General features: G+C 41.0%; 15 protein-coding genes. 3 read left to right on the top strand and 12 right to left on the bottom strand.

Annotated features, from left to right (window positions below):
* Positions 1 to 7: 7 nt before the first annotated feature.
* The 3 genes from HC733_RS06425 to HC733_RS06415 are packed head-to-tail and all read right to left on the bottom strand — an operon-like array spanning position 8 to position 1,987.
* Positions 8 to 697 carry a response regulator gene (locus HC733_RS06425; protein ID WP_190364229.1) on the bottom strand — a complete coding sequence of 230 codons (690 nt, stop codon included), beginning with the start codon at positions 695 to 697 and terminating at the stop codon, positions 8 to 10.
* On the bottom strand, positions 697 to 1,095 hold the full coding sequence (locus HC733_RS06420) for a DUF3019 domain-containing protein (RefSeq protein WP_190364228.1): 399 nt from the start codon (positions 1,093 to 1,095) through the stop codon (positions 697 to 699). Before HC733_RS06420 ends, HC733_RS06425 begins: the two co-directional genes overlap by 1 nt.
* Positions 1,085 to 1,987 carry a MipA/OmpV family protein gene (locus HC733_RS06415; protein WP_190364227.1) on the bottom strand — a complete coding sequence of 301 codons (903 nt, stop codon included), beginning with the start codon at positions 1,985 to 1,987 and terminating at the stop codon, positions 1,085 to 1,087. Before HC733_RS06415 ends, HC733_RS06420 begins: the two co-directional genes overlap by 11 nt.
* Before the next feature lie 208 nt (positions 1,988 to 2,195).
* Here HC733_RS06415 and HC733_RS06410 point away from each other — a divergent pair, with 208 nt between their 5' ends.
* Entirely contained in the window at positions 2,196 to 4,199 is a 2,004-nt protein-coding gene (locus HC733_RS06410) for a beta-propeller domain-containing protein (protein WP_190364226.1), read from the top strand.
* 59 nt (positions 4,200 to 4,258) lie between these two features.
* Here HC733_RS06410 and HC733_RS06405 read toward each other — a convergent pair whose 3' ends face one another.
* The 8 genes from HC733_RS06405 to HC733_RS06370 all read right to left on the bottom strand — a co-directional run bounded on the left by HC733_RS06405 (position 4,259) and on the right by HC733_RS06370 (position 15,775).
* A complete protein-coding gene (locus HC733_RS06405; RefSeq protein ID WP_190364225.1) occupies positions 4,259 to 5,839 on the bottom strand; it encodes a HEAT repeat domain-containing protein in 1,581 nt (526 codons plus the stop codon).
* 42 nt (positions 5,840 to 5,881) lie between these two features.
* Positions 5,882 to 6,853 (bottom strand): hypothetical protein, encoded by a 972-nt coding sequence (locus HC733_RS06400; RefSeq protein WP_190364224.1) that lies wholly within the window; start codon positions 6,851 to 6,853, stop codon positions 5,882 to 5,884.
* Positions 6,854 to 7,237: 384 nt separating this feature from the next.
* Positions 7,238 to 8,155: a hypothetical protein gene (locus tag HC733_RS06395; protein ID WP_190364223.1), complete on the bottom strand. Its 918-nt coding sequence runs from the start codon at positions 8,153 to 8,155 to the stop codon at positions 7,238 to 7,240.
* Positions 8,156 to 8,250: 95 nt separating this feature from the next.
* Positions 8,251 to 9,126, bottom strand: coding sequence for a hypothetical protein (locus tag HC733_RS06390; RefSeq protein ID WP_238937468.1), 876 nt, complete (start codon positions 9,124 to 9,126; stop codon positions 8,251 to 8,253).
* A gap of 137 nt (positions 9,127 to 9,263) precedes the next feature.
* Entirely contained in the window at positions 9,264 to 11,285 is a 2,022-nt protein-coding gene (locus tag HC733_RS06385; protein WP_190364221.1) for a S9 family peptidase, read from the bottom strand.
* Between the two features lie 59 nt (positions 11,286 to 11,344).
* Positions 11,345 to 11,875, bottom strand: coding sequence for a GNAT family N-acetyltransferase (locus tag HC733_RS06380; RefSeq protein WP_190364220.1), 531 nt, complete (start codon positions 11,873 to 11,875; stop codon positions 11,345 to 11,347).
* 55 nt (positions 11,876 to 11,930) lie between these two features.
* Complete coding sequence (locus tag HC733_RS06375; protein WP_190364219.1) at positions 11,931 to 13,469, bottom strand: amidase; 1,539 nt, start codon at positions 13,467 to 13,469, stop codon at positions 11,931 to 11,933.
* Positions 13,470 to 13,597: 128 nt separating this feature from the next.
* Positions 13,598 to 15,775: a malate synthase G gene (locus HC733_RS06370; RefSeq protein WP_190364218.1), complete on the bottom strand. Its 2,178-nt coding sequence runs from the start codon at positions 15,773 to 15,775 to the stop codon at positions 13,598 to 13,600.
* A 224-nt stretch (positions 15,776 to 15,999) separates the two neighbouring features.
* Between HC733_RS06370 and HC733_RS06365 the strand changes: the two genes are divergently transcribed.
* Positions 16,000 to 17,604, top strand: a complete 1,605-nt coding sequence (locus HC733_RS06365) for an isocitrate lyase (protein ID WP_190364217.1) — start codon at positions 16,000 to 16,002, stop codon at positions 17,602 to 17,604.
* An 881-nt stretch (positions 17,605 to 18,485) separates the two neighbouring features.
* Complete coding sequence (locus HC733_RS06360; protein ID WP_190364216.1) at positions 18,486 to 18,977, top strand: hypothetical protein; 492 nt, start codon at positions 18,486 to 18,488, stop codon at positions 18,975 to 18,977.
* 35 nt (positions 18,978 to 19,012) lie between these two features.
* On the opposite strand, the gene rmuC is transcribed toward HC733_RS06360, so the two are convergent.
* Positions 19,013 to 20,455 carry a DNA recombination protein RmuC gene (gene rmuC / locus HC733_RS06355; RefSeq protein WP_190364215.1) on the bottom strand — a complete coding sequence of 481 codons (1,443 nt, stop codon included), beginning with the start codon at positions 20,453 to 20,455 and terminating at the stop codon, positions 19,013 to 19,015.
* Positions 20,456 to 20,640: the final 185 nt, after the last annotated feature.

The following is a 20,640-nucleotide window of genomic DNA, read 5'->3' as shown; positions in this document are numbered from 1 at the left end:
TTAATCGCTATCCCCAAGCAGACTTAGAACACAAATAGCCTTTGCCCCATACAGTGATAAGTCGCTCAGGTTGTTCCAAATTATCATGCAGCTTTTTGCGCAATCGAGAGATCCTCACATCCACACTACGATCAAGACCATCATATTCTCGTCCAACCACGTGTTTGTATATATACTCACGACTTTGTGTTTCACCAGCTCGGCTAGCTAACGCCCATAGCAAGTCAAACTCATAACTGGTTAATTCAACCTCTTGTTGATCCAGTGTTACCTTACGACTGGCCTTGTTAATGCTCAATTGCCCCAAGGTGAGCTGTTCACCGGTACTGATCACCGAGCTATTGCGCCTCAGTAAGGCATTGAGTCTTGCTAATAAAACATGTGGTTCAACGGGCTTGATCACATAATCATCAGCACCTATTTCGAGCCCTCTAACTTGGTCAAAATCACTGTCTTTCGCTGTTAAAAATAAAATAGGGCCTTGATAATCAAGGCGTACTTGACGACACACACTGAACCCATCTCGATTGGGCAACATAATATCCAATATCACCACATCAGGTTGCACAGCCACAATATCTTTGCAGGCTTGTTCACCATCATGAACTTGAGTCACTTTAAAGCCATGGCTTTGCAAAAACTGTGACGTCAAGTTCGCTAAACGAATATCATCTTCAACAAGCATCACATGGGCCATCAAAAAATACTCCAATCTGTTTTTAGTTTCCGTCGATATTGACGGCTCACCGCGGCATTCACATTAATGATTTGCTGGGCAAGCACTACATTTTTACTATCAATCAAACGAAAGTTCATGTTTTTTTGCAAGGAAATATCGAGTTGTTCGCTGATTTGCTGCTTCGTTTGCCAACAGCGTAATTTTAGCTGCTCTTGATACAAACAGGCATCTATCGGGGTGGCACTCAACCAATGTAACTTTATGGTCATTTGGCACAGTTCTCCTAACTGCCTAACGATACATGTCACTGGTTTGATCTCTAATGTGGTTTGGCCTGAACTCGTCCCTGCAGCCAACGGCTTTGTTGAACTCATTACCCATGCCAGCGCAACGACACAATACGCTTTAAAATTCATATAGCCCCCCAACAAATACACTACTAGTAGCGTGGTGTTTAAGTAATGGGCTATCGCTTATACCTGAGCCTAAAAATTTGTGTTTAGCACTCACTTTAAACTGCCACTTATCGCTCAAGCGATAATTAAATGCCAAAGCAACAAAAGGAGAAACGGCGCTTTTTCCTTGATAATAAAGCCGCAGGTCCATACTGTCGCTGCTGCGCAGACCATAGTAGTAATCAACTAGCTGCCGGCTTTGCCAGTGAGCGCCAAACTTGAGCTGCAATTTAGCGGGTAATTGTTTAGGGAGAGGAAGTTGTTGACTATAAGATAAAGTAGCATGTTGACCATCATAAACGCCCTTGATGTCTTTAAGCCAACTGAATGTAAATTTTGAGTCTTCATTAACGTACCAGTGCGCTAGCACCCCACCATCTATAGTCCACTTGCGTTTAGATATATCATCTATGCTGATTGTGGGTGTGGTAGGGGATAAATCACCTTCGCTCGACGTACCATCTGGCAAAATGCCACTGTCAACTTTGGTTCCACTGGCATCAAAATAACTTTCTGGAGCTATCAGATTACGCACATGAAAACGCTCAAAATAGGCTTGCTCAGCATTAGGTTCAACAACAACGCTAATATCAAAATGCTGTGCATTGCTCAGGGTGTAACCTAAGGTGGTGTTATCCCAAAAAAATCGGTCTCGGTAGTAGCTTATGTAAGGAATGGCCACCAGCGGAATATTATCTCCTCCAACTAATGGGTTAGTCATCACCCCAGCACCAACCGCCACGCTAAACTGCCATTGTCCAACTTCCACGCAGTCTACACTTTTAGGCTCACATGACTGGGCATTAGCCTGTAATGTCAGCATAAAACTCACTGCCAATAAAACCTGTTTCAAGCTGTTCTCCCAAAAGTTGCTAGCATTTTTTAACCTTGTTTTCTGCGCTCATACAGTACAAAAAGTTGTGTACACTAGCTAATTTACCATCGTATTTGCAATTTGCTATCTAGAGTAACACTTAATAACAATTCACTGTTCAAAGGTAACAGTTATTAAGAAGGAATTTTGTACAGTTATAAAGGTCATTTATTAAAGGAGATAAGTAATGTTTTACCCACGTTTAATTGCGATTGGTGCCACTGTATTGCTTGGTGCCTGCTCTAGTGATAACGATAGTAGCGCAGATAAGAAAACCGAAAGTTTGCCCAAACTTAACGGCATAAAAGTATCTACCACTCCTCTTACCAAAGCCAGCGCGCAACTATTTGCCACACACCTGAAAAATGGCTTGTTTATGCGTCATTATCAATATGATGCACCAACTTTGCCCTCTAACAGTGAATCAAATGGCGATTCAGCTGCAGTAACGACAACCTCGTCAAACACCAACGTACAGGAGTTAGGCGTTGATGAAGCCGATAGGATCAAGTATGACGGCCAGTATATGTATATCAGCGCCAACACTGCTCAAAGTTTAACTACTCCTGAGCAGTATCATCAGTTTATTCGTATTATGAAGCGCGATGAATCTGGTAATGTCAATCAGGTAAAAGAAGTCATTAGCTCCACTACTGATTATCAAAATCAGCAACTTTATTTGCACGATAATACACTTGCCGTGCTTAATCATGATATTGGTTGGTTTAGTATCGAACCGCTGATGGCTGCAAGCTCTTCAATCGTGGCGCCAGCTGCTCAACAATTTGAGCTGAGTTTAATGGATGTGAGTATCCCTGAACAAACTTCTGTAAAGGCTCATTACACCATCGAAGGACAGCTTATAGATACAAGAGTGATTGACGATCAATTATACATTGTCAGTAACTATCGCCCTCACTTTGATGGCTTTGTTGGAACAGATAATACTGAAAAAAGTAAATTAGCTGATTACAAGGCCATCCAAAACCAAAACGTCGATAAGCTACTACCGATGATAAAAAACAATCTGAGCGACCAATCAAGCCCGCTATTTAATCCAGCAGATTGCTATATCAACGAAGGTGCAACCCAAAATGATGGATACGATGCCATCATGACGTTAACTAAAATTTCCCTGACCGATCCTAGTCAGCAAAGCTCTATCTGCGTTAACACTTATATTGATGGTTTATACGCTTCAAAGCAGGCGCTATATGCTTATAGTACACAGTACCAAGAGAGCACCTCAAATTCAGTTATTCACAAATTTAGCCTAGCTGACAATACCATTAATTACAGTGCGACAGGCGAAGTGGCGGGGCATTTTGGTTGGAATAGCCCTAACTTACGCTTTAGTGAAAAGCAATCATATTTGCGTGTAGTCACCAGTGATGGTAATAGCATGGATGGCTTTAATCACAAGCTCTTTGTGTTAGAGCAACAAGGAAATAAACTGGCAGTACTCAGTCAGCTTCCTAATGAGTCACAGCCTTCAAAAATAGGCAAGGTAAATACCAAAGGTATTGTGGATGAAAATGTTTATGCAGTGCGCTTTGTAGAAGATAGAGCCTATGTAGTCACCTTTAAGCAAACAGATCCACTCTATGTTATTGACCTATCTAATGTGCAAGCGCCTGTGATAGCTGGCGCATTAGAGATACCTGGCTATTCTTCATATTTGCACCCATTAAACGATAACTTATTGCTTGGAATCGGCCAGCACGTGAACGATTTGAGCGATGCTATGCCAGTAATAACACAAGGTACTCAAGTCAGTTTGTTTGATATCAGCGATATTAGAAATCCACAACAGCTCAGTGTACACAAATTTGACAATGCCTACTCAGCTGTTGAGTCAAACTACCACGCATTTAGCATATTAAAAATGACTGATAACCAATATCGTTTTACCTTACCAATAGAGACATGGCATAGCAGTAGCTCAGACTCTTCGTCGGGAACATGGACAAGAGAAAATGCTTTGGCTGCATTTGCGCTAAACTCTAGCGAAAAACAAATGAACTATGTGGGAAGTAGCGTTATTACTTATCCTGATAGCGATAATGTGCCGTACGTTTACTCAGGTAACGACCGTGCAATCATTCATCAAGATGACTTGTATTATGTTCACGGTAACTATGTTTGGCAAAGTGACTGGCTAACCCCAGCTAAAAATACAGGCCCCCACTAAGAGCACAAAAAGATACCAGCTTTTATGCTGGTATCTTTTATTTTCAACTCAAAGATATTTTAACCCGCTTTGCCCTCGAGCAATTCAGCAATCTTTTTACGTACCACCGGGTTTTGCGTTTGGTTTTGTAACTGTTTCAGCCTTGCTATATTCGGTGCGCTAAGCGTATGCCCAGCTTCGAGCATGGTGCGGGTAAAAGCTGCAACAAACTTAGGCTGAGGCGATGATAAAAGCGCTGACACTACTTGATCTTGATAATCTGCATGCTTACTTAGCACCTTGATACTGTTTAGCTTAGCTGAATCATCATCACTTCCAAGTAAAGGAGGGAGTTTGGCAAGCAAGCTTGGATCTTTACTGTTTTCAACTGCCAATACGGTGGTCGACAAATTAAATTGTTCGCTAATATTGTGTTGTAGATAGTTTTTTACATTGACCGCTTGCTCAGGCGTAAAGTAAGCCATAGTCCCCAAACTGAGTAGCGCCGTATTTGCCACTTGATGCTCTGGTTGCGCAGCAATCGCTTGCAAGGTTTGCAAAGACAGCGCACTAGAAGCGCCGAAACGACCCAATGCCATCGCCAGTTTGTGCTTGTCCAGATCGGATGTCTGCTCAAACTGAATTAAGTCAACCAACATTGCCTCCGCTTGAGGTGTTTGCAACTTTTGCAGCGAATAAATAATGGCGGAGCTAAAATTGGGCATGTCGTTGAGTAATGCTTGGATTTCATAGGCACTGTAGTTATCAACCAAATATTGACCGACCGCCTTTGCTTGCTCCACAGATAATGACTCTTTAAGCTCAACTAGCGCAGCTTCAAAAGCGGCTTTGTCTGTTATTTCTCGTTGTACAGTTTGTAATTGCTCCCCCTTAATATGAGCGTTCGCATCACTATTTGGGGTAGTCAGTGCAGCATACTTATTTGCTATTTTGACCACATTAACGCTTTGTTCAACTATGTAGTTTTGTTGCTGCTGTTGCCAATATAGTGAGTTTACATAACTTAGTTTCTCCAGCTCACCGGAGGGCGTCAGCAATAGCTGCCAATCTTGTTGTTCTTTTTCGGGTTTATGATTGGCATTGTGATACTTGAGCTCCACGGTGCTTCGAACAATCCGATTATCAGCCTGTTGATAGCGATAGGTCGCTTGACGCTGCGCTTCATCTATTACAAGCGGTTGAGTCAAATCGTAGCTTATTAGGTCAAATAATTGCTTAATAACCTGAAGCGTGTGCTCCTTGGGTAAACCAAGTAAATCAAGTTGCTCAAAACGATGTTGTTGATAATCCACCTTAAACGGTAAATCACTCACCAACGAAACAGGCTTATTGTCTTGCGTATAGTTAATGTTACTCAATTGACCCAGTAGCGTGTTACTCCCTGTTTGTGTTTGCAATTGCATATGCCAACTAAGTTGAGAGTGAGTTAGCACCACTTGCTTGTCAGAACGAATGGATGAATCTATTTGTACAATGTAAGTAAATTGGTTTTGTGTTTTTTGTTGTTCACCCTCCGAGATATCAATATTTCCAGCAGCTTGGTTAGCAGCGTTGCTTGGTGAAGAGGGACTCGCTACATATCCAACGACAAATAAGGTAGCAATCACGAGTAAAACCATAGAATAAACTTTAATTTTCATAAAAAACTCCATAAATGGCGGCGCTAAGCCGCCACATAAAAATTAAAGCTGTTCCCAACTTGGGCTTGCATATTCGTAGAACGTTGTTTCACGCTCATAAAGCGGCTTCCACTTCATGATGTCAACGTTGAATACCAACAAGCCCCAGAGCTTTTTGCAATAGCCTTGAATTTTGCCGTCACCACCAGAGAGCTTGCCCGACACTTTAAGCTCTAAAAAGCCTTCTTCGCGCACTTGTTCATCAATAACCACACGGCGAATGCCCGCTTCAACATAGCCCTTACCTTTCACTTTTAGTAAGTTAAGTTTACCTTTCACGCCGGCCTCAGCAATGCCATGACCAAATGAGCCATATGCGGAGCTTGATACCACACCACCCACATACGGCTCAACTGAAGCGTAGATATAATCAGGGCGTCTAACCCCGTCTACTTCAAATGGCTCTTCATTGCCATGACCCCCTATGACACCACCCACAGTAAAGTCAGCTCCTGCTTCAATACCTGCTCCAAATTTAACACCTAGCTTTAGCAGACCTAATGGATCTAAAGGTAGCTCTAGTTTTGGCTTAATTGGCTCAGGGATTAAATCAAAGTAATACTCCACAGGATAAGTCACAGAGGCATTTAGTAAATCATCACAATTGGGTGTAAACGCGGCGACAGAGTCTTCACCCACTTTTAAGTTGAAGCTCATACCTTGTGTACAGTCTAACTTTGAAGGGTTAAAAGAAAACTCGACAAAACCAATGGCCATTTTAAAGTTTCGATCATGCAATTTAAGCCAATTTCCAGCTTGATAGAACCCGCTGGTGGCACCGTTGGCAACGCTGTCAACAAACATCCAACCTTGCTGATCACGGTACTGATGAGTTCGTCCTACCGCGTTGTTCTTTGTAACCACTCGCGCAGACTGTTCAACAAAACCAGGGTCTTTGTACAAAGAAGCATGTGCGGGTGCAATAGCCAACGCTCCTAATAGCGCACTGAAGCACATAGAAGTAATAGTTTTCATTATTTTTCCTGTAATAAAAAATCTTAAAGTATATGAATAGGCTGCGCAGCCGAGCGCTAATATAGATGCGCTTGTTTACAGAAAAGTTACAAGTAACCCTGGTAAGGGTCCAAAATGTAAATAACAGACTTTATGGTGAGGTTTAGAGCATGTCTTCAAAATCGCATTGAAAATTGTAAAAAACACATTTAAAACAATATGATAAATATAATTTAGAAACATCATAGAAAGTGTTAACACCGCGAGTTCTACACTCACAGGCTGACTGTGTACTTTGCCAACTAAATACAATGTACAAAAATGTTGCTTTCGATAGTTTTTACAGGGTTATTATCACTGGTCGAAAATATCCCCTCCATGGCAACAACCCTTTTTTATGATGAGTCACCAATGCTTAACGATTGTAGGAGGCACAACCCCAAATGATTCAAGCAAATCATCAAGATACATTTTTGTTTTTAACTGTGCTGTTTCTGGTAGCCAACGTAAGTGAGCATGATAAAAATCTGCCGACTGATAAGCTTTTTTAACTGCTTCATCAAATTCTTGTAAAAACTTGCGGCTTTGCGCGGTATCGTTACACATCCAATGCCCAATAACATACTTTGGCGCGCCAGCTATATCGTAAGCGCGCAGCTCGGTCGGTTCTTTCTGTAAGTGCCTGAATATTGCCGCTGGATATCCTAAATAAAAATCAGCTCGGTGACGTCGAAACATTTGAAAAGTCATATCATAGTGATTAGTACCATCACGCAACACTTTGTTGCTTTCAGGGATGTTGCGAATTTGTGTATCTAGATAGTTCCCGTAAGACATCGATGGTGCCAGTACAATCATCGAGCTTTTGTATTTATAAAACACATTACTTAAGGAGCTAATTTCACCTTCTTCGTTGAGCAAATCAGCATTCAGTGGCGGTGATTGAATATGTTGATATAGCCGATGACTCAAATAAATATTAATGGGTAAGCTGAACAAGTAGCTTTCAACTCTATCTGGCGTTTTTATTCTGTTTTGAACACACACGGCATCTTCTTTTTCAGCCATTGCCTTGAGTGCTCTTTTATAACTAGCAGGGACCAAAGTCACCTTTCGTTTATCCAAAAAACTCATTACCAATAGATTGGTATTATTTCCAATACTAGAAGGGGGAACTTCTTCTCTTAATACGCGTAAGTCATTTTCATCATCAACATACAATAAAATTGCATCGGCACAAAAAGAGCAAACAAGAAAGAGCAGAACTAAGACGCGGGTCAACATATAAATACAACACACTTCATCATTAACACCTACTAGCATAGGTTATCAATGACTAAAAATGCCAGTCTGCATTGACTATATTATTGCTAGATACGCATTTAACATCAGCATTTATACACTATAGAACCGCGCAATTATTCATCTGTAATAGTGCTAGTATCTCGATACTCGTTGAGATCATGAAACGTCAGTAACCTGATCAACTCATCTAAGTATGCCTTAGTCTGCTTTTTAGAAGATTCAGGCAGCCATTTTAAGTGTGCATCGTAAAATGCGTCTGAATGATATATTTTTATAATCAGCGAATTTAGTAACGCTAGAAACGCCTTGCTTCGAGCATTATTGTTACACATCCAATACCCTAGTATGTAACGGGGGGCATCAGCAACATCATAGCCGCGATAATCTGCTGAGTCTTCCTTTAAAAACAGATGCATATCGGATGGATACTCAAGTAAAAAGTCAGCTCGCTTTGATTTAAACAAGTGGTACATCTCGGCAAATGGATTACTAGTTGCTAAAAAAACCTTATTTGTGTTTTTAACCTTGGCAAATTGCTTATCGAAAAATGGGCCATAAGATAATGTTGGCGTGAATGCTATCAAAGCATCTTTGTAAAACGTAAAGAGTGCCTCTAAAGACTTTACTTCCCCGTTTTCGGTTAGCACCGATTCAGACAAGGGTAGCTCAGATGAATGCTGATACAAACGTCGACTCAAATAGATGTTGACAGGATAGCTAAATAAAAACTCTGCTAGACGTTCTTGATTTTTAACCTTATTGGTCATACAGATCACGTTTTCAGTGGTGCGCATATCCTTTAAAGCACGGGGATGACTGGCAGGAACAAAGGTTACTTTACCATTTGGGAGCAAATCGAGGATCAGTTTATTGGTATTATTTCCAGTATTGTTTACGGGGTTTAGCCCTCGATAAACCGAAAAGTCATGTTCATCATCAATATATAGCTGCACAGCAAAAAGATAAAAGCTTGCAAAAAACCAAAACAAAAGCACCACCGCTTTGAGTACGCACGCAAACAAATCAACCACCAAGCACTATCAATGGATGTGTTAAGAATAGGACAGTATTTATAAAAAATGCCAGCATTGAGCTGGCATTTGTAACGATAATCTCAGTACAAACGTTACTTGTTACTATGTTTATCAAACCACCATTGAATATATGCTACTTTATTCATCAAGTTAGATGGCCTTGCAGTGATCCCATGCGAGGCATCAGGGATCCTCACCATCGCCGTTTCTACACCTTGCAGTTTTAGCGCCTGATAGAATTGCTCAGTCTCAGAAATTGGCGTGCGATAATCGGCATCTCCCGTGAGCAACATAGTAGGCGTTTTAACATTACCCACATAACTGATAGGTGAGCGCTTCATATAATGCTCAGTATGTTCCCAAGGCTTACCAGGGAACCAATAATCAGCAAAAAACGGGTAGAAGTCCGCCGTTAATACAAAGCTAAACCAATTAATAACGGGCTTTGCAACAACAGCCGCGGCAAATCTATCTGTGTGCCCAACAATCCAAGCTGTTAGTACACCGCCACCAGAACCTCCCGTGACGAATAAACGCGACTCATCGATAAAGCCTTTTTTAATAACGGCATCAACACCAGTCATCAAATCATCAAAGTCATTGCTTGGATAATTGTGGTGGATAGTTTGCGCAAATGCTTTTCCGTAAGAATCACTGCCTCGCGGGTTCATATACAGCACTACGTTACCTTTTGCAGCGAACAATTGTGCTTCGGCACTGAAATGAGGTCCATAGTTCGCAACAGGTCCACCGTGGATCTCCAGCACCAGAGGGTATTTCTTGGTTTCATCAAAGTTTGGCGGATAGACTATCCAACCTTGGACATCTAATTGATCATGCTTAGACTTCACCCAGATCTCTTCAACATTACCTAGCGTTTTGCTAGCCAAAGCATCTTCGTTTAGCTCGGTTAACCGCTGAGTTTTACCACGCTGTACCAAACCAACATCAGCAGGCCTTTGAGTATCTGCCATTGTAAATGCAACATCACCTTTGACACTTACATCGAAATCCCCTCCAGAATAAGGGCGCCCAAATGAGACACTCCCCACTTTTTCGGTAATGATCTTTGCTTTTCCATTAAGTGGTTGATGAGCAACAACCGTTTTACCTTGAGAGTCATAGCTGTAATATAAGCCGCGGCTTTGACTATCCCATTGGATACTTGCCACGCTGCGATCGAGCTCTTCGGTTAAAATGCGACTGTCGCCTTTTTCCAGATCAATCAAGTGAATATTGGCGTTTTCATAATTTGTGCGCTTATCATCATAGCCAAGATAAGCAAGAAAACGTCCATTCGGTGATACTTTTGGCTCAAAATCTGGTCCCACTCTATCCGTTAGTGCTTTGATCTCCAATGATGCCATATCAAGCGCATACACTTCTGAATTGGTGATCTTTAACTCATGCTCAGGGTGGCGATTTGCAGAGAAGTATAATGTATTACCATCACTACTAAAGCTAACATCGCCGCCATGGTTGTAGCGCCCTGAAGTTAACTGTTGCGCGTTACCACCATTGGCATCAATCTTAAAAATATGCGTAAAGCCAGGTTTGCTATATCCCGCGCCATCAGCACGATAGAATACATCGTCAATAAAAATAGGAGGTGTCGCCCAAGTTGCCCCAGTGGGTTTACCTTTTAGGCTAACCGGCGTTTTAGCCGCCTCAGGGACAAATTGACTAAACACAATGTGCTTGCCATCAGGCGTCCAGCTTAAAGCTCTGGGAGACTGGGTTAAATTACTTATTTTTGCCACCGCTCCAGACACTAACCACTTAACGTAGATTTGACTGCTACCATCACGAGTCGAAATGAACGCCAAGCGATCACCCTCTGGTGATAACACGGGTGAATAGTCATTATGCACGCCGCTTGTAACTGGTAATAATTGTTTATTCTTTGTATTTACCGACCAGATGTTGCTGACCTTTTTATCTGTTTTGATGTCCATGCGGTTACGCACAAAATAAACCAGCTCAGCATCGTGGCCAAATTCAATTTGATTTGCATACTCAAGATTAAATACATCTTCCAATTCTAGAGGCTTTGCGTTAACAACAGCGCTGCTCATCATTAAGCTTGCTGCTATTGCAACTAAACTTTGTTTCATCTGGACTCCATTTCATTTTGCGAACTAAGTCTAAATAGAATCTCATAAACAAAGCAGGGTCAATTATTTGCGATCAAAGCAAGCTTTTGATCGTTTATCCATTGGTCAGCAATTTTAAAGTTGTCTTTTAATGTGCCTTCATGCGTAAAGCCAAGAGATTTTAACAATGAAAAGGACGCAATATTCCCCTCAGATACAGTGGCAATCACTTTATGAAAGCTGCAATCTTTCAAGATAAAATCGATCACAGCTTGCGTAGCAGCTTTGGCATATCCTTTTCCTTGATATTCGGGTAACAGTAAAAAGCCTATTTCCGCCTGCTGATAGGGTGACCACTGAGAATAAAAGCCGTGCAGCCCAACCTCATTCCCAGTGTGTTTATCTACAACAACCAAGGTCAACCAACATGGCGACTCCTTATGCCAAGTGCTAGTGTCCTCATATCTTTGCATGAATTTCTCATGGATCGAAGGTTCATCCAAGGTATCAGAAACCCATCGCATTACTCTCTCATCTTTGTGTAGCTTTAAAAATAACGGCCAATCTTGCAAAGTGATTTTTCTCAGTAATAGCTTTGGAGTTTCTATCATTTTTATTCCTTATTTTATAAATTCTTATTTACTGTAAAGGGGGTTAACACAGGGCTTATTCATCAATGCTGGGAATAAACTGCGGAGGCTTTCTTACCCTCGTTGCTTGTTCAAACGCATATCCAATCTCAATGAGCATGGCTTCATTATTGGCACCACTAAAAAACGAAATACCCAGTGGTAGCTCTCGATAAAAAGACATGGGAATGGTAATACTAGGGTAACCAGCAATAGCTGCAGGGCTTGAGCTTGCACCGGTATAGTGGTCACCATTGAGGGTATCAATTACCCATGCAGGGCCATTTGTTGGAGCAACTATGGCGTCCAGTTTGTGCTCAGCCATTAACGCATCAATGCCTTTTAATCTGGCCTTTTCAGCAACTAATTTTTTAGCAGCGATATATGATTCACTTTGCAAATTACCTTTTTGTTCAGCCATTTCTAGTAAACCTTGATTAAAGTAACTGATTGGCTGAGCCTCATTAAACTTAATCAGTTCAGCGAGTGATTTCACCTTAACTTGCTTCGGTGTATTCGCTAAGTATTGATTAACATCATGTTTAAAGTCATACAGTAAAATATCAAACTCTGCTTGTGAGAGCTCTTCTTGATAATCCAGTACCAGGTTATCTACCAACGTAGCACCTTCATTACTGAGTACCTCTAATGCTTGGGTAAATGCATTACTTGCAACGGTATTAAACTCGCTGATATTGCGTACAATACCAATGCGCTTGTCTTTTAACCCTTTCTTAATTAAATGTTTTTGATAGTGATTTGGCTCTGAGCCTGTTAACACCTCAAGTAATACAGCGGCATCTTGTACACTACGAGCCATCGGTCCTGGTGCATCCTGAGAATGTGATAAAGGCACAACACCGTTTACAGATACAAGCCCCACAGTTGGCTTAAGCCCAACTAACGCGTTATGTGCGGCTGGACATGTTATCGAACCATCGGTTTCAGTGCCAATTGCTGCAACCGCTAAATTTGCCGCAACAGCAACGGCAGAACCAGAACTTGAGCCACAAGGAGTGCGATTGAGCACATAAGGGTTTTTGGTTTGTTCCCCTACATCGCTCCAACCGCTAGAGCTTTGCGTTGACTTAAAATTGGCCCATTCGCTGAGATTTGCCTTACCCAAGATAATGGCCCCGGCTTGCTTAAGTCTTTCAACCAGCAAAGCATCTTGCTGAGCATAGTTATTAGCAAGCGCTATGGCTCCAGCTGTAGTGGGCATATTGTCTGCACTTTCAATGTTATCCTTTAAAACAATTGGCATACCGTATAGCAAACTATGTGGTTCATTAACCCCATGTAATGCATCTCTTTGCTTTGCGATTTCTAAAGCTTGTTCATTGAAACTGATAATGGCATTGAGCGTTGGACCGCTATCATCCAGCTCAGCGATACGCGAAAGGTAGAACTGTGTAATTTGCTGATAGGTTATCTTTTTATCGTCAACCAGCTGCTGTAGCTGTGCAAAACTTTGTTCTTCTAAATTGATAACCACTGAATTGGCCTGTGTTGTCGTATTAAACAGTATACTCACAGTGAGCAAAGACAGAGATAGTAAGCGTTTTTTGAAAAGCATATGTCCAGTTCCGTATCCTAATGTGCGCTTTTCATAGTTGGTTAATATTAAATATTATGCAAGCATTTTCGCCCCTAAAATACAAACAGCCAGACAAGTGTCTAGCTGTTCATAAAGCGCTTAATTTATTAATGTGCTTGCGCTTTATATTTTAATCGATAAGCATGCAATAAAGGCTCTGTGTAACCATTAGGTTGCTTTGCACCCTCAAAAACCAACGCTTGCGCAGCCTGAAAAGCCAGGTTATCTGAAAGTGTACAAGCGTCACAAACCATAGGTTGATAGTGAGGGTCGTGTTGGTTTTGACTATCAACTATTTGTGCCATACGCACAAAGGTATCGCGTACTTGTTGTTCTGTACAAATGCCATGCATCAACCAATTGGCAATATGTTGGCTAGAAATACGTAGTGTCGCTCTGTCTTCCATCAAGCCCACATGGTTTATATCTGGTACTTTTGAACAGCCAACACCTTGGTCAATCCAACGCACTACATATCCCAAAATTCCTTGAATATTGTTTTCAAGCTCAACTTGAATATCTTCTTTACTGAGCTCAGTATCGAGCAGAAGAGGCGGTGTCAGTAAATCATCTAAAGCAGCCTTTTGCCGTGACATTAACGCTTGTTGCTTCGCAAACACGTCTACATAGTGGTAGTGCATTGCATGCAACGTAGCGGCAGTAGGAGAGGGTACCCAAGCGGTATTTGCACCGGATTCTGGGTGAGATTGCTTTTGTTCCATCATTAAAGCCATCTTATCTGGTATAGGCCACATACCTTTACCAATTTGTGCTTTGCCACTAAACCCACACTCTAAACCAATATCAACGTTACGGTTTTCATACGCTGTGATCCAAGGTTGAGATTTGATCTGCGCTTTTGGTAGAACTGGACCTGCAAACATAGAGGTGTGGATCTCATCTCCGGTTCTATCTAAAAAGCCAGTATTAATAAACACAACTCTAGATTTTGCTTGGGCAATACACGCTTTTAAATTAACCGATGTGCGACGCTCCTCGTCCATAATTCCAAGCTTTATCGTATTGGCTGGCAGCTTAAGCAGTGCTTCAACTTCACAAAATAGCTGCTCAGTAAACGCAACTTCCTCAGGACCATGCATTTTGGGCTTTACGATATTAATACTTTGCACGCTAGAGTTATGTACTGTGCTATTACCTTTAAGATCGTGTAAGGCGCACAGAGAGGTGATCACTGCATCCATGATCCCTTCAAATACTTGTTCACCCTGCTTATCCAATATCGCTGGATTTTGCATTAAATGGCCAACATTACGCACAAACATCATACTGCGACCTTTAACCATTATTCGCTCCGTATCTTTACTTGTGTAGATCCGATCCGTATTGAGCGTTCGAGTGATGTTTTCACCTTGCTTATTGAAGGACTCGCTTAACGTGCCTTGCATCAACCCTAACCAATTCTGATATACCAAGACTTTGTCTTGAGCATCGACAGCAGCGACTGAATCTTCACAATCCATGATGGTTGTTAATGCAGACTCCAACAAAACATCTTTCACACCGGCTTTATCAGCTTGGCCAATGAGATGATGAGGATCGACTTGGATCTCGATGTGCAAATCGTTATGTTTGAGCAAAATAGCACTGGGATTTTGTGCTTGGCCTTGATAGCCAACAAATTGTGTTTCATCTGCTAGCGTTACCTGGGTGCTGTCATTGAGGGTTACTAATAATTGTCCATCAACAATAGAATAGTTGGTGCTTTCGATGTGCGAGCCATGACTTAAAGGCAGTGCCTTATCTAAAAATTGCCTAACATAAGCCATCACCTTAAAACCGCGCACTGGATTGTAACTTGTTGTTTTTTCTGCGCCCTCATCCTCACTGAGCACATCTGTACCATACAAGGCATCGTATAAAGATCCCCAGCGGGCATTAGCGGCATTAAGTGCAAATCGAGCGTTACTTACGGGAACTACAAGCTGTGGCGCGGCTGTCAGCGCAATTTCAGGTTCTACTAGCTCAGTGTCAATGCAAACGTCCTTTGGCTCTGGATGCAAGTAGCCAATATCTTCCAAAAATGTCCGATATTGCTCTTTGTTCCATAGGGTGTGTTTTTGGTGGTAGGCATCAATCTGCTGCTGCAGTAAATCTCTTTTCGATAACAGCGCTTTATTAAGTGGCGAAAGGGTATCGATAATACACGCAAAACCTTGCCAAAATACCCCTGGATCAATGCCAGTATTCGGTAAAGCCTGTTGATTTATAAAGTCATGTAGCCGCTGATCTATGGTTAATCCGGCCTCTTGCACACTAGCTTGCATAACAATGGTCCTAAGTCGAGTTTTTGAACGGGTTTTAAATAACCTTATCGCATTTACCGATAAAACAAACCCCTTTACTCATTCACCAAAAATATACTCACAATAATAACTATAAATTTAAAAAATCTAAGTTTCGGGCCTAGTGTGTAATTAAGCGCCGACAAGCGTCAGTGCGCAACTCTCACAACTAAAAATATAGCTAACCCGTTCGAAGGATTTTAATTATGACTCGTTATCAATCACAGCTCGATAAATTCTCTACACTATGCCAAGCAAACGGTAAAACTTGGCAATCTATTAATCCTGAATTTGCTAACCGTATGAATCTACAAAACCGCTTTAAAACGGGATTAGATATCGCTAAATACACTGCCAAAGTTATGCGAGAAGATATGGCTGCCTATGACCAAGATAACAGCCAATATACGCAATCTCTTGGCTGCTGGCATGGTTTTACTGCTCAGCAAATGATGATGGCTATTAAGCGTCATCAAAAAACCACAAAGCGCTCATACGTTTATTTAAGTGGCTGGATGGTGGCCGCATTACGCTCTGAGTTTGGCCCATTACCAGACCAAAGTATGCATGAAAAAACCTCTGTACCGAAGTTGATTGAAGAGATTTACACCTTTTTAAAACAAGCGGATGCAAGAGAGCTGGATCACCTATATCGTGAACTTGACGCAGCTAAAGCAACAGGCGCAGATACTCAGGCGATCATCAACAAAATAGATAATTTTGAAACCCATGTTGTGCCAATTATCGCAGATATAGATGCTGGATTTGGTAATGAAGAAGCCACGTACCTACTCGCTAAAAAAATGATTGAGGCTGGAGCGTGTGCTATCCAAATAGAAAACCAAGTTTCAGATGCGAAACAGTGTGGTCACCAAGCAGGTAAAGTAACAGTGCCACACGAAGACTTCTTGGCAAAAATCAATGCGGTTAGATATGCCTTTTTAGAGCTTGGCGTTGAAGACGGAATTATTGTTGCACGCACCGACTCTTTGGGCGCAAGCCTTACACAAAAAATACCTGTATCGAAAAAACCTGGCGATTTAGCCAGTCAATATACGGCGTTCTTAGATACCACTCCCGTTAACTCAGCCGATGACTTAAACGATGGGGAAATGGCAATTAAACTAAATGGCCAACTATGTAAGCCTGTGCGTTTAGATAACGGCTTATATCAGTTTAAAGAAGGTACAGAAAAAGACCGAGTTGTTTTAGACTGCGTTACCAGTCTAAATTCTGGTGCAGATCTGCTTTGGATTGAAACTGAAAAGCCAAATGTTAGTCAAATTGCTGAGCTTGTGAATCGCATTAAAGAACAAGTTCCTAACGCCAAATTAGTTTACAACAACTCGCCATCATTCAACTGGACATTAAAATTCAGAGAGCAGGTTTACACGCAATGGCAGCAAGAGGGCCGAGATCTGACACAATACCCAGAACCAAGCCAAGATCCAAAAGCACTGATGGATCCACAGTTAGATAACTCTGAATTAGCTGCAGCGGCGGATGAATTAGTTAAGAACTTCCAACGTGATGGTGCTCGCGAAGCTGGAATATTCCATCACTTGATCACATTACCTACTTACCATACCGCAGCCTTGAGCACAGATATTTTGGCTGAAGGGTATTTTGGCGACTTAGGGATGCTCGCTTATGTACGTGATGTGCAAAGACAAGAAATCAGACGTGAGCAGGCATCGGTTAAACACCAAGACCTAGCAGGTTCAAATATTGGTGATACGCATAAAGAATATTTCTCTGGTGAGAATGCCTTAAAAGCAGGAGGCGAAGCTAACACCATGAATCAATTCTAATAATAACCAGTTCTAAACCAATTAACGCATATTGAGGGTCGCAAGGCCCTCTATTTCTTTTTATATCTTAGCCTCTATGTGAGATCAGATTTTTACCAAATCAGCCTCGGGGATAGCTTAAACGCTTTATCAACCATTAAATTACTCAAAGAAATAGTTACATTCCGTAAATTGTTATTATTTTTCTAATATTTATGAGCATAACAGCGCATACGAGAACAAAATTTTACTAACTAAACGTTCCCCAGAGCATCATTTTACTAACTGAGTCTCTGAATAAACCGAAATTTTACTAACTCAAAACCGATAAACCAAAATTTTACTAACTCTTTGACACTACTTTGTCATAAATGCTTATTATTGAATAAAAAACAATTTTGTAAACCCCCTTTACAGTTTGTCTCTTTTTCAGTTGATATATTACTTCTATAATTATAAATACGATGTCAACCGCCTTTATTTATTGCTATCTAAGACAAAGTTTTTATAAGCCAAGAGCAATCACCTCATACATTTTAGCTGCGTCACAAATTACATAAAACTAGCTTAGTAAAATTCTGATCTCAAGCAGAATAGATTTATAGAAAAAGAAACAAAGTACATATTTTCGTTTATAACAGTACGTTACAGACATCCTGTCATTTCCAAACAGTCTTATAGATCAATATTTAACTAACTTTAGGTTTAGATAAACGCTTTGAGATGGGACACGCTTGTTAAGTGACAAAATAGTGCTATTAACAGGTTTGTTTATCCGAACAGAGAGATAAGTGGAGCTTCATTCGCTTACTTCTGGTCCAACCAATTAACAACTAATAGATACTCCATTTTTCTTCCACATTTATTCGCTTAAATAGCCTTACGCACTAGAGGAAAGAAAAATGACACAACATACTATGAAACACGGAGATTGGGCCAAAGTTGTCGAAACACGTCAAAGAAAGAAGCAAGCTCAATTAAAGAAGAGTGACGATAATAAGTCGATAATAGCCATACTCATTCTTGGTTTTTTTGTTGTAGCAACACTATGGGTATACTATCTAGATAATATTCAGCAAGACGCAGTTTCAACGTTAAACAAGGCGCAAAAAGATCGTATAACCAGACACTTTTCGAAGCAGTTCATTATGGGTAGCTGGGAGTTTTACGATGCCAAATTTACGAGTTCTGATATTAACGTGCAGATAAAAATGCCGACAGAACTAGCAATGAGCGACGTACAGGTATCAAAATATATAAAGAATTCCTTGTGTCCTTCAACAAACAGTCAAGTTTGGCGAGATGTCAGTGATTACAACCTGTATATCAACTTATTTGTTGACTCTCCTCGTAAAGGTCTGTCTGCCAAGTGTGAAAATCCTAATCTAGCTTAATGTAAACATTTAACCCCCTGTAAAGGGGGTTAACATTACTCTAGTTCCAAGCGAGACTTCTCGACAACTTCTTCAGGTAAAGACTTACTTACCGACACCCCTAATTCTTTAAATTCAGATGCTTGCTTGATTAAGTTGCCTTTTCCGCTGTATAGCTGACTAAACGCCTTGTCATAGCTCTCTTTTGCTTTATCTAGTTGTTTTCCAACGCCATCCATACTGTGCAAGAATGCATTTAATTTGTTGTAAAACTTTTCAGCCCGCAACGCAAGCTCTCTGCTGTGCTTGCTTTGTTCTTCAAACTTCCATAGTTGTTTAACAATATTCAAGCTCGTGAGCAACGTGGTGGGTGTAGCCACTAAAACATTCATATCTAGGGCTTGCTGATATAGATTGGGATTATGCTTAATCGCTTCAACAAAAGCAGACTCTACAGGGATAAACATAATCACCACCTCTGGAGAGTTAAGTCCAGGCAAACGCTCGTAAGATTTATCACCAAGTTCTTTTATTCTTGCTTGCACCGCTTGGCAATGTTCAATCAGTGCGTCTTTGGCACTGACGTCGTTATCTGAGTTAACATAACGGGTATAAGCGTTTAAAGACGTTTTAGCGTCAATCACCAAGTGACGCTGTTGTGGTAAATACACAATCACATCGGGACGAAACTTGCCGTGCTCAGTGCTAAAAGAAACCTCTCTTTTATAATCAAATCCAGCTCTTAGACCTGCACTATCAAGTACATTCTCAAGCATCAACTCTCCCCAGTTACCTTGGGTTTTCTTTTGCCCTTGTAATGCCGTGGTTAATTTATTCGCTTGCTCAGTGATTGTTTTATTATTCGCTTGCAGATGCATAAGCTCAGTTCTTAAAGAAGCACGTTGTTTAAGCTCTTCACTGTGAATCGCCTCCATCTTGTCGCGAAACCCCTTTAGATCGGATTGTACTGGCTGCAACAACTGACTGATTCGCTCTTGGCTTTGGTTGTTAAAGCGAGCTGTCTTTTCTTCAAAGATCTGATTCGCTATATTTTCAAACTCTTGTTTTAAAATAGCTTTAGATTTTTCTAGTTGTTCAATTTGCGCATCAAATGCTTGCTGCTTTTGCTCAAGCGTAGTTTTAAGATCAGTTAATTCGATTTCTAAACAGTGGGATTTTTCAGTGCTTTGTACCAGAGATTTTTCACTTTGCTGCCACAGCTGATGATATTGATTAGCTTGCTGTTGTTTTTCACTTAAACGCGCTTGATATTGCTGACAATTGCCATGTAACTGTAATTTTTCAGCCTGTAATAGCTTTACTTGCTCGGCGTAATCAGCAGAGCGCTCAACGTGTTCAACGAGGCGCTGTTCTAAAGTGTTTAGTTGCGAGCTGAGCCGTTGTTTTTGGATGATATACCAAGGAAAAGTGACAAAAGCACCGCCGCCAATTAAGGCTAGATGCAACCAGCTGATGTGCGAAGCAAGAATATCAAACATACATTATCTCAAAGAGAAAACTCGTATATTTGATAATACCTTAATGAGCTAATACAAGCACTTAATTAGTCGATTCTGAAAAACTCGGTTTTTCAAAAAACTGAGGTTGTTCAATTTGGATTGCTATCTTTAGATTCGGTTAACCATCTAACGTTATTGTTGTTGATTTTCACGTGCCAATGGCG

The sequence above is a fragment of the Pseudoalteromonas sp. S16_S37 genome (assembly GCF_014694405.1).
Classification (GTDB): Bacteria; Pseudomonadota; Gammaproteobacteria; order Enterobacterales; family Alteromonadaceae; genus Pseudoalteromonas.
Note: the sequence above shows the minus strand (reverse complement) of the source record. Positions and strands in the feature narration are given on the sequence as shown.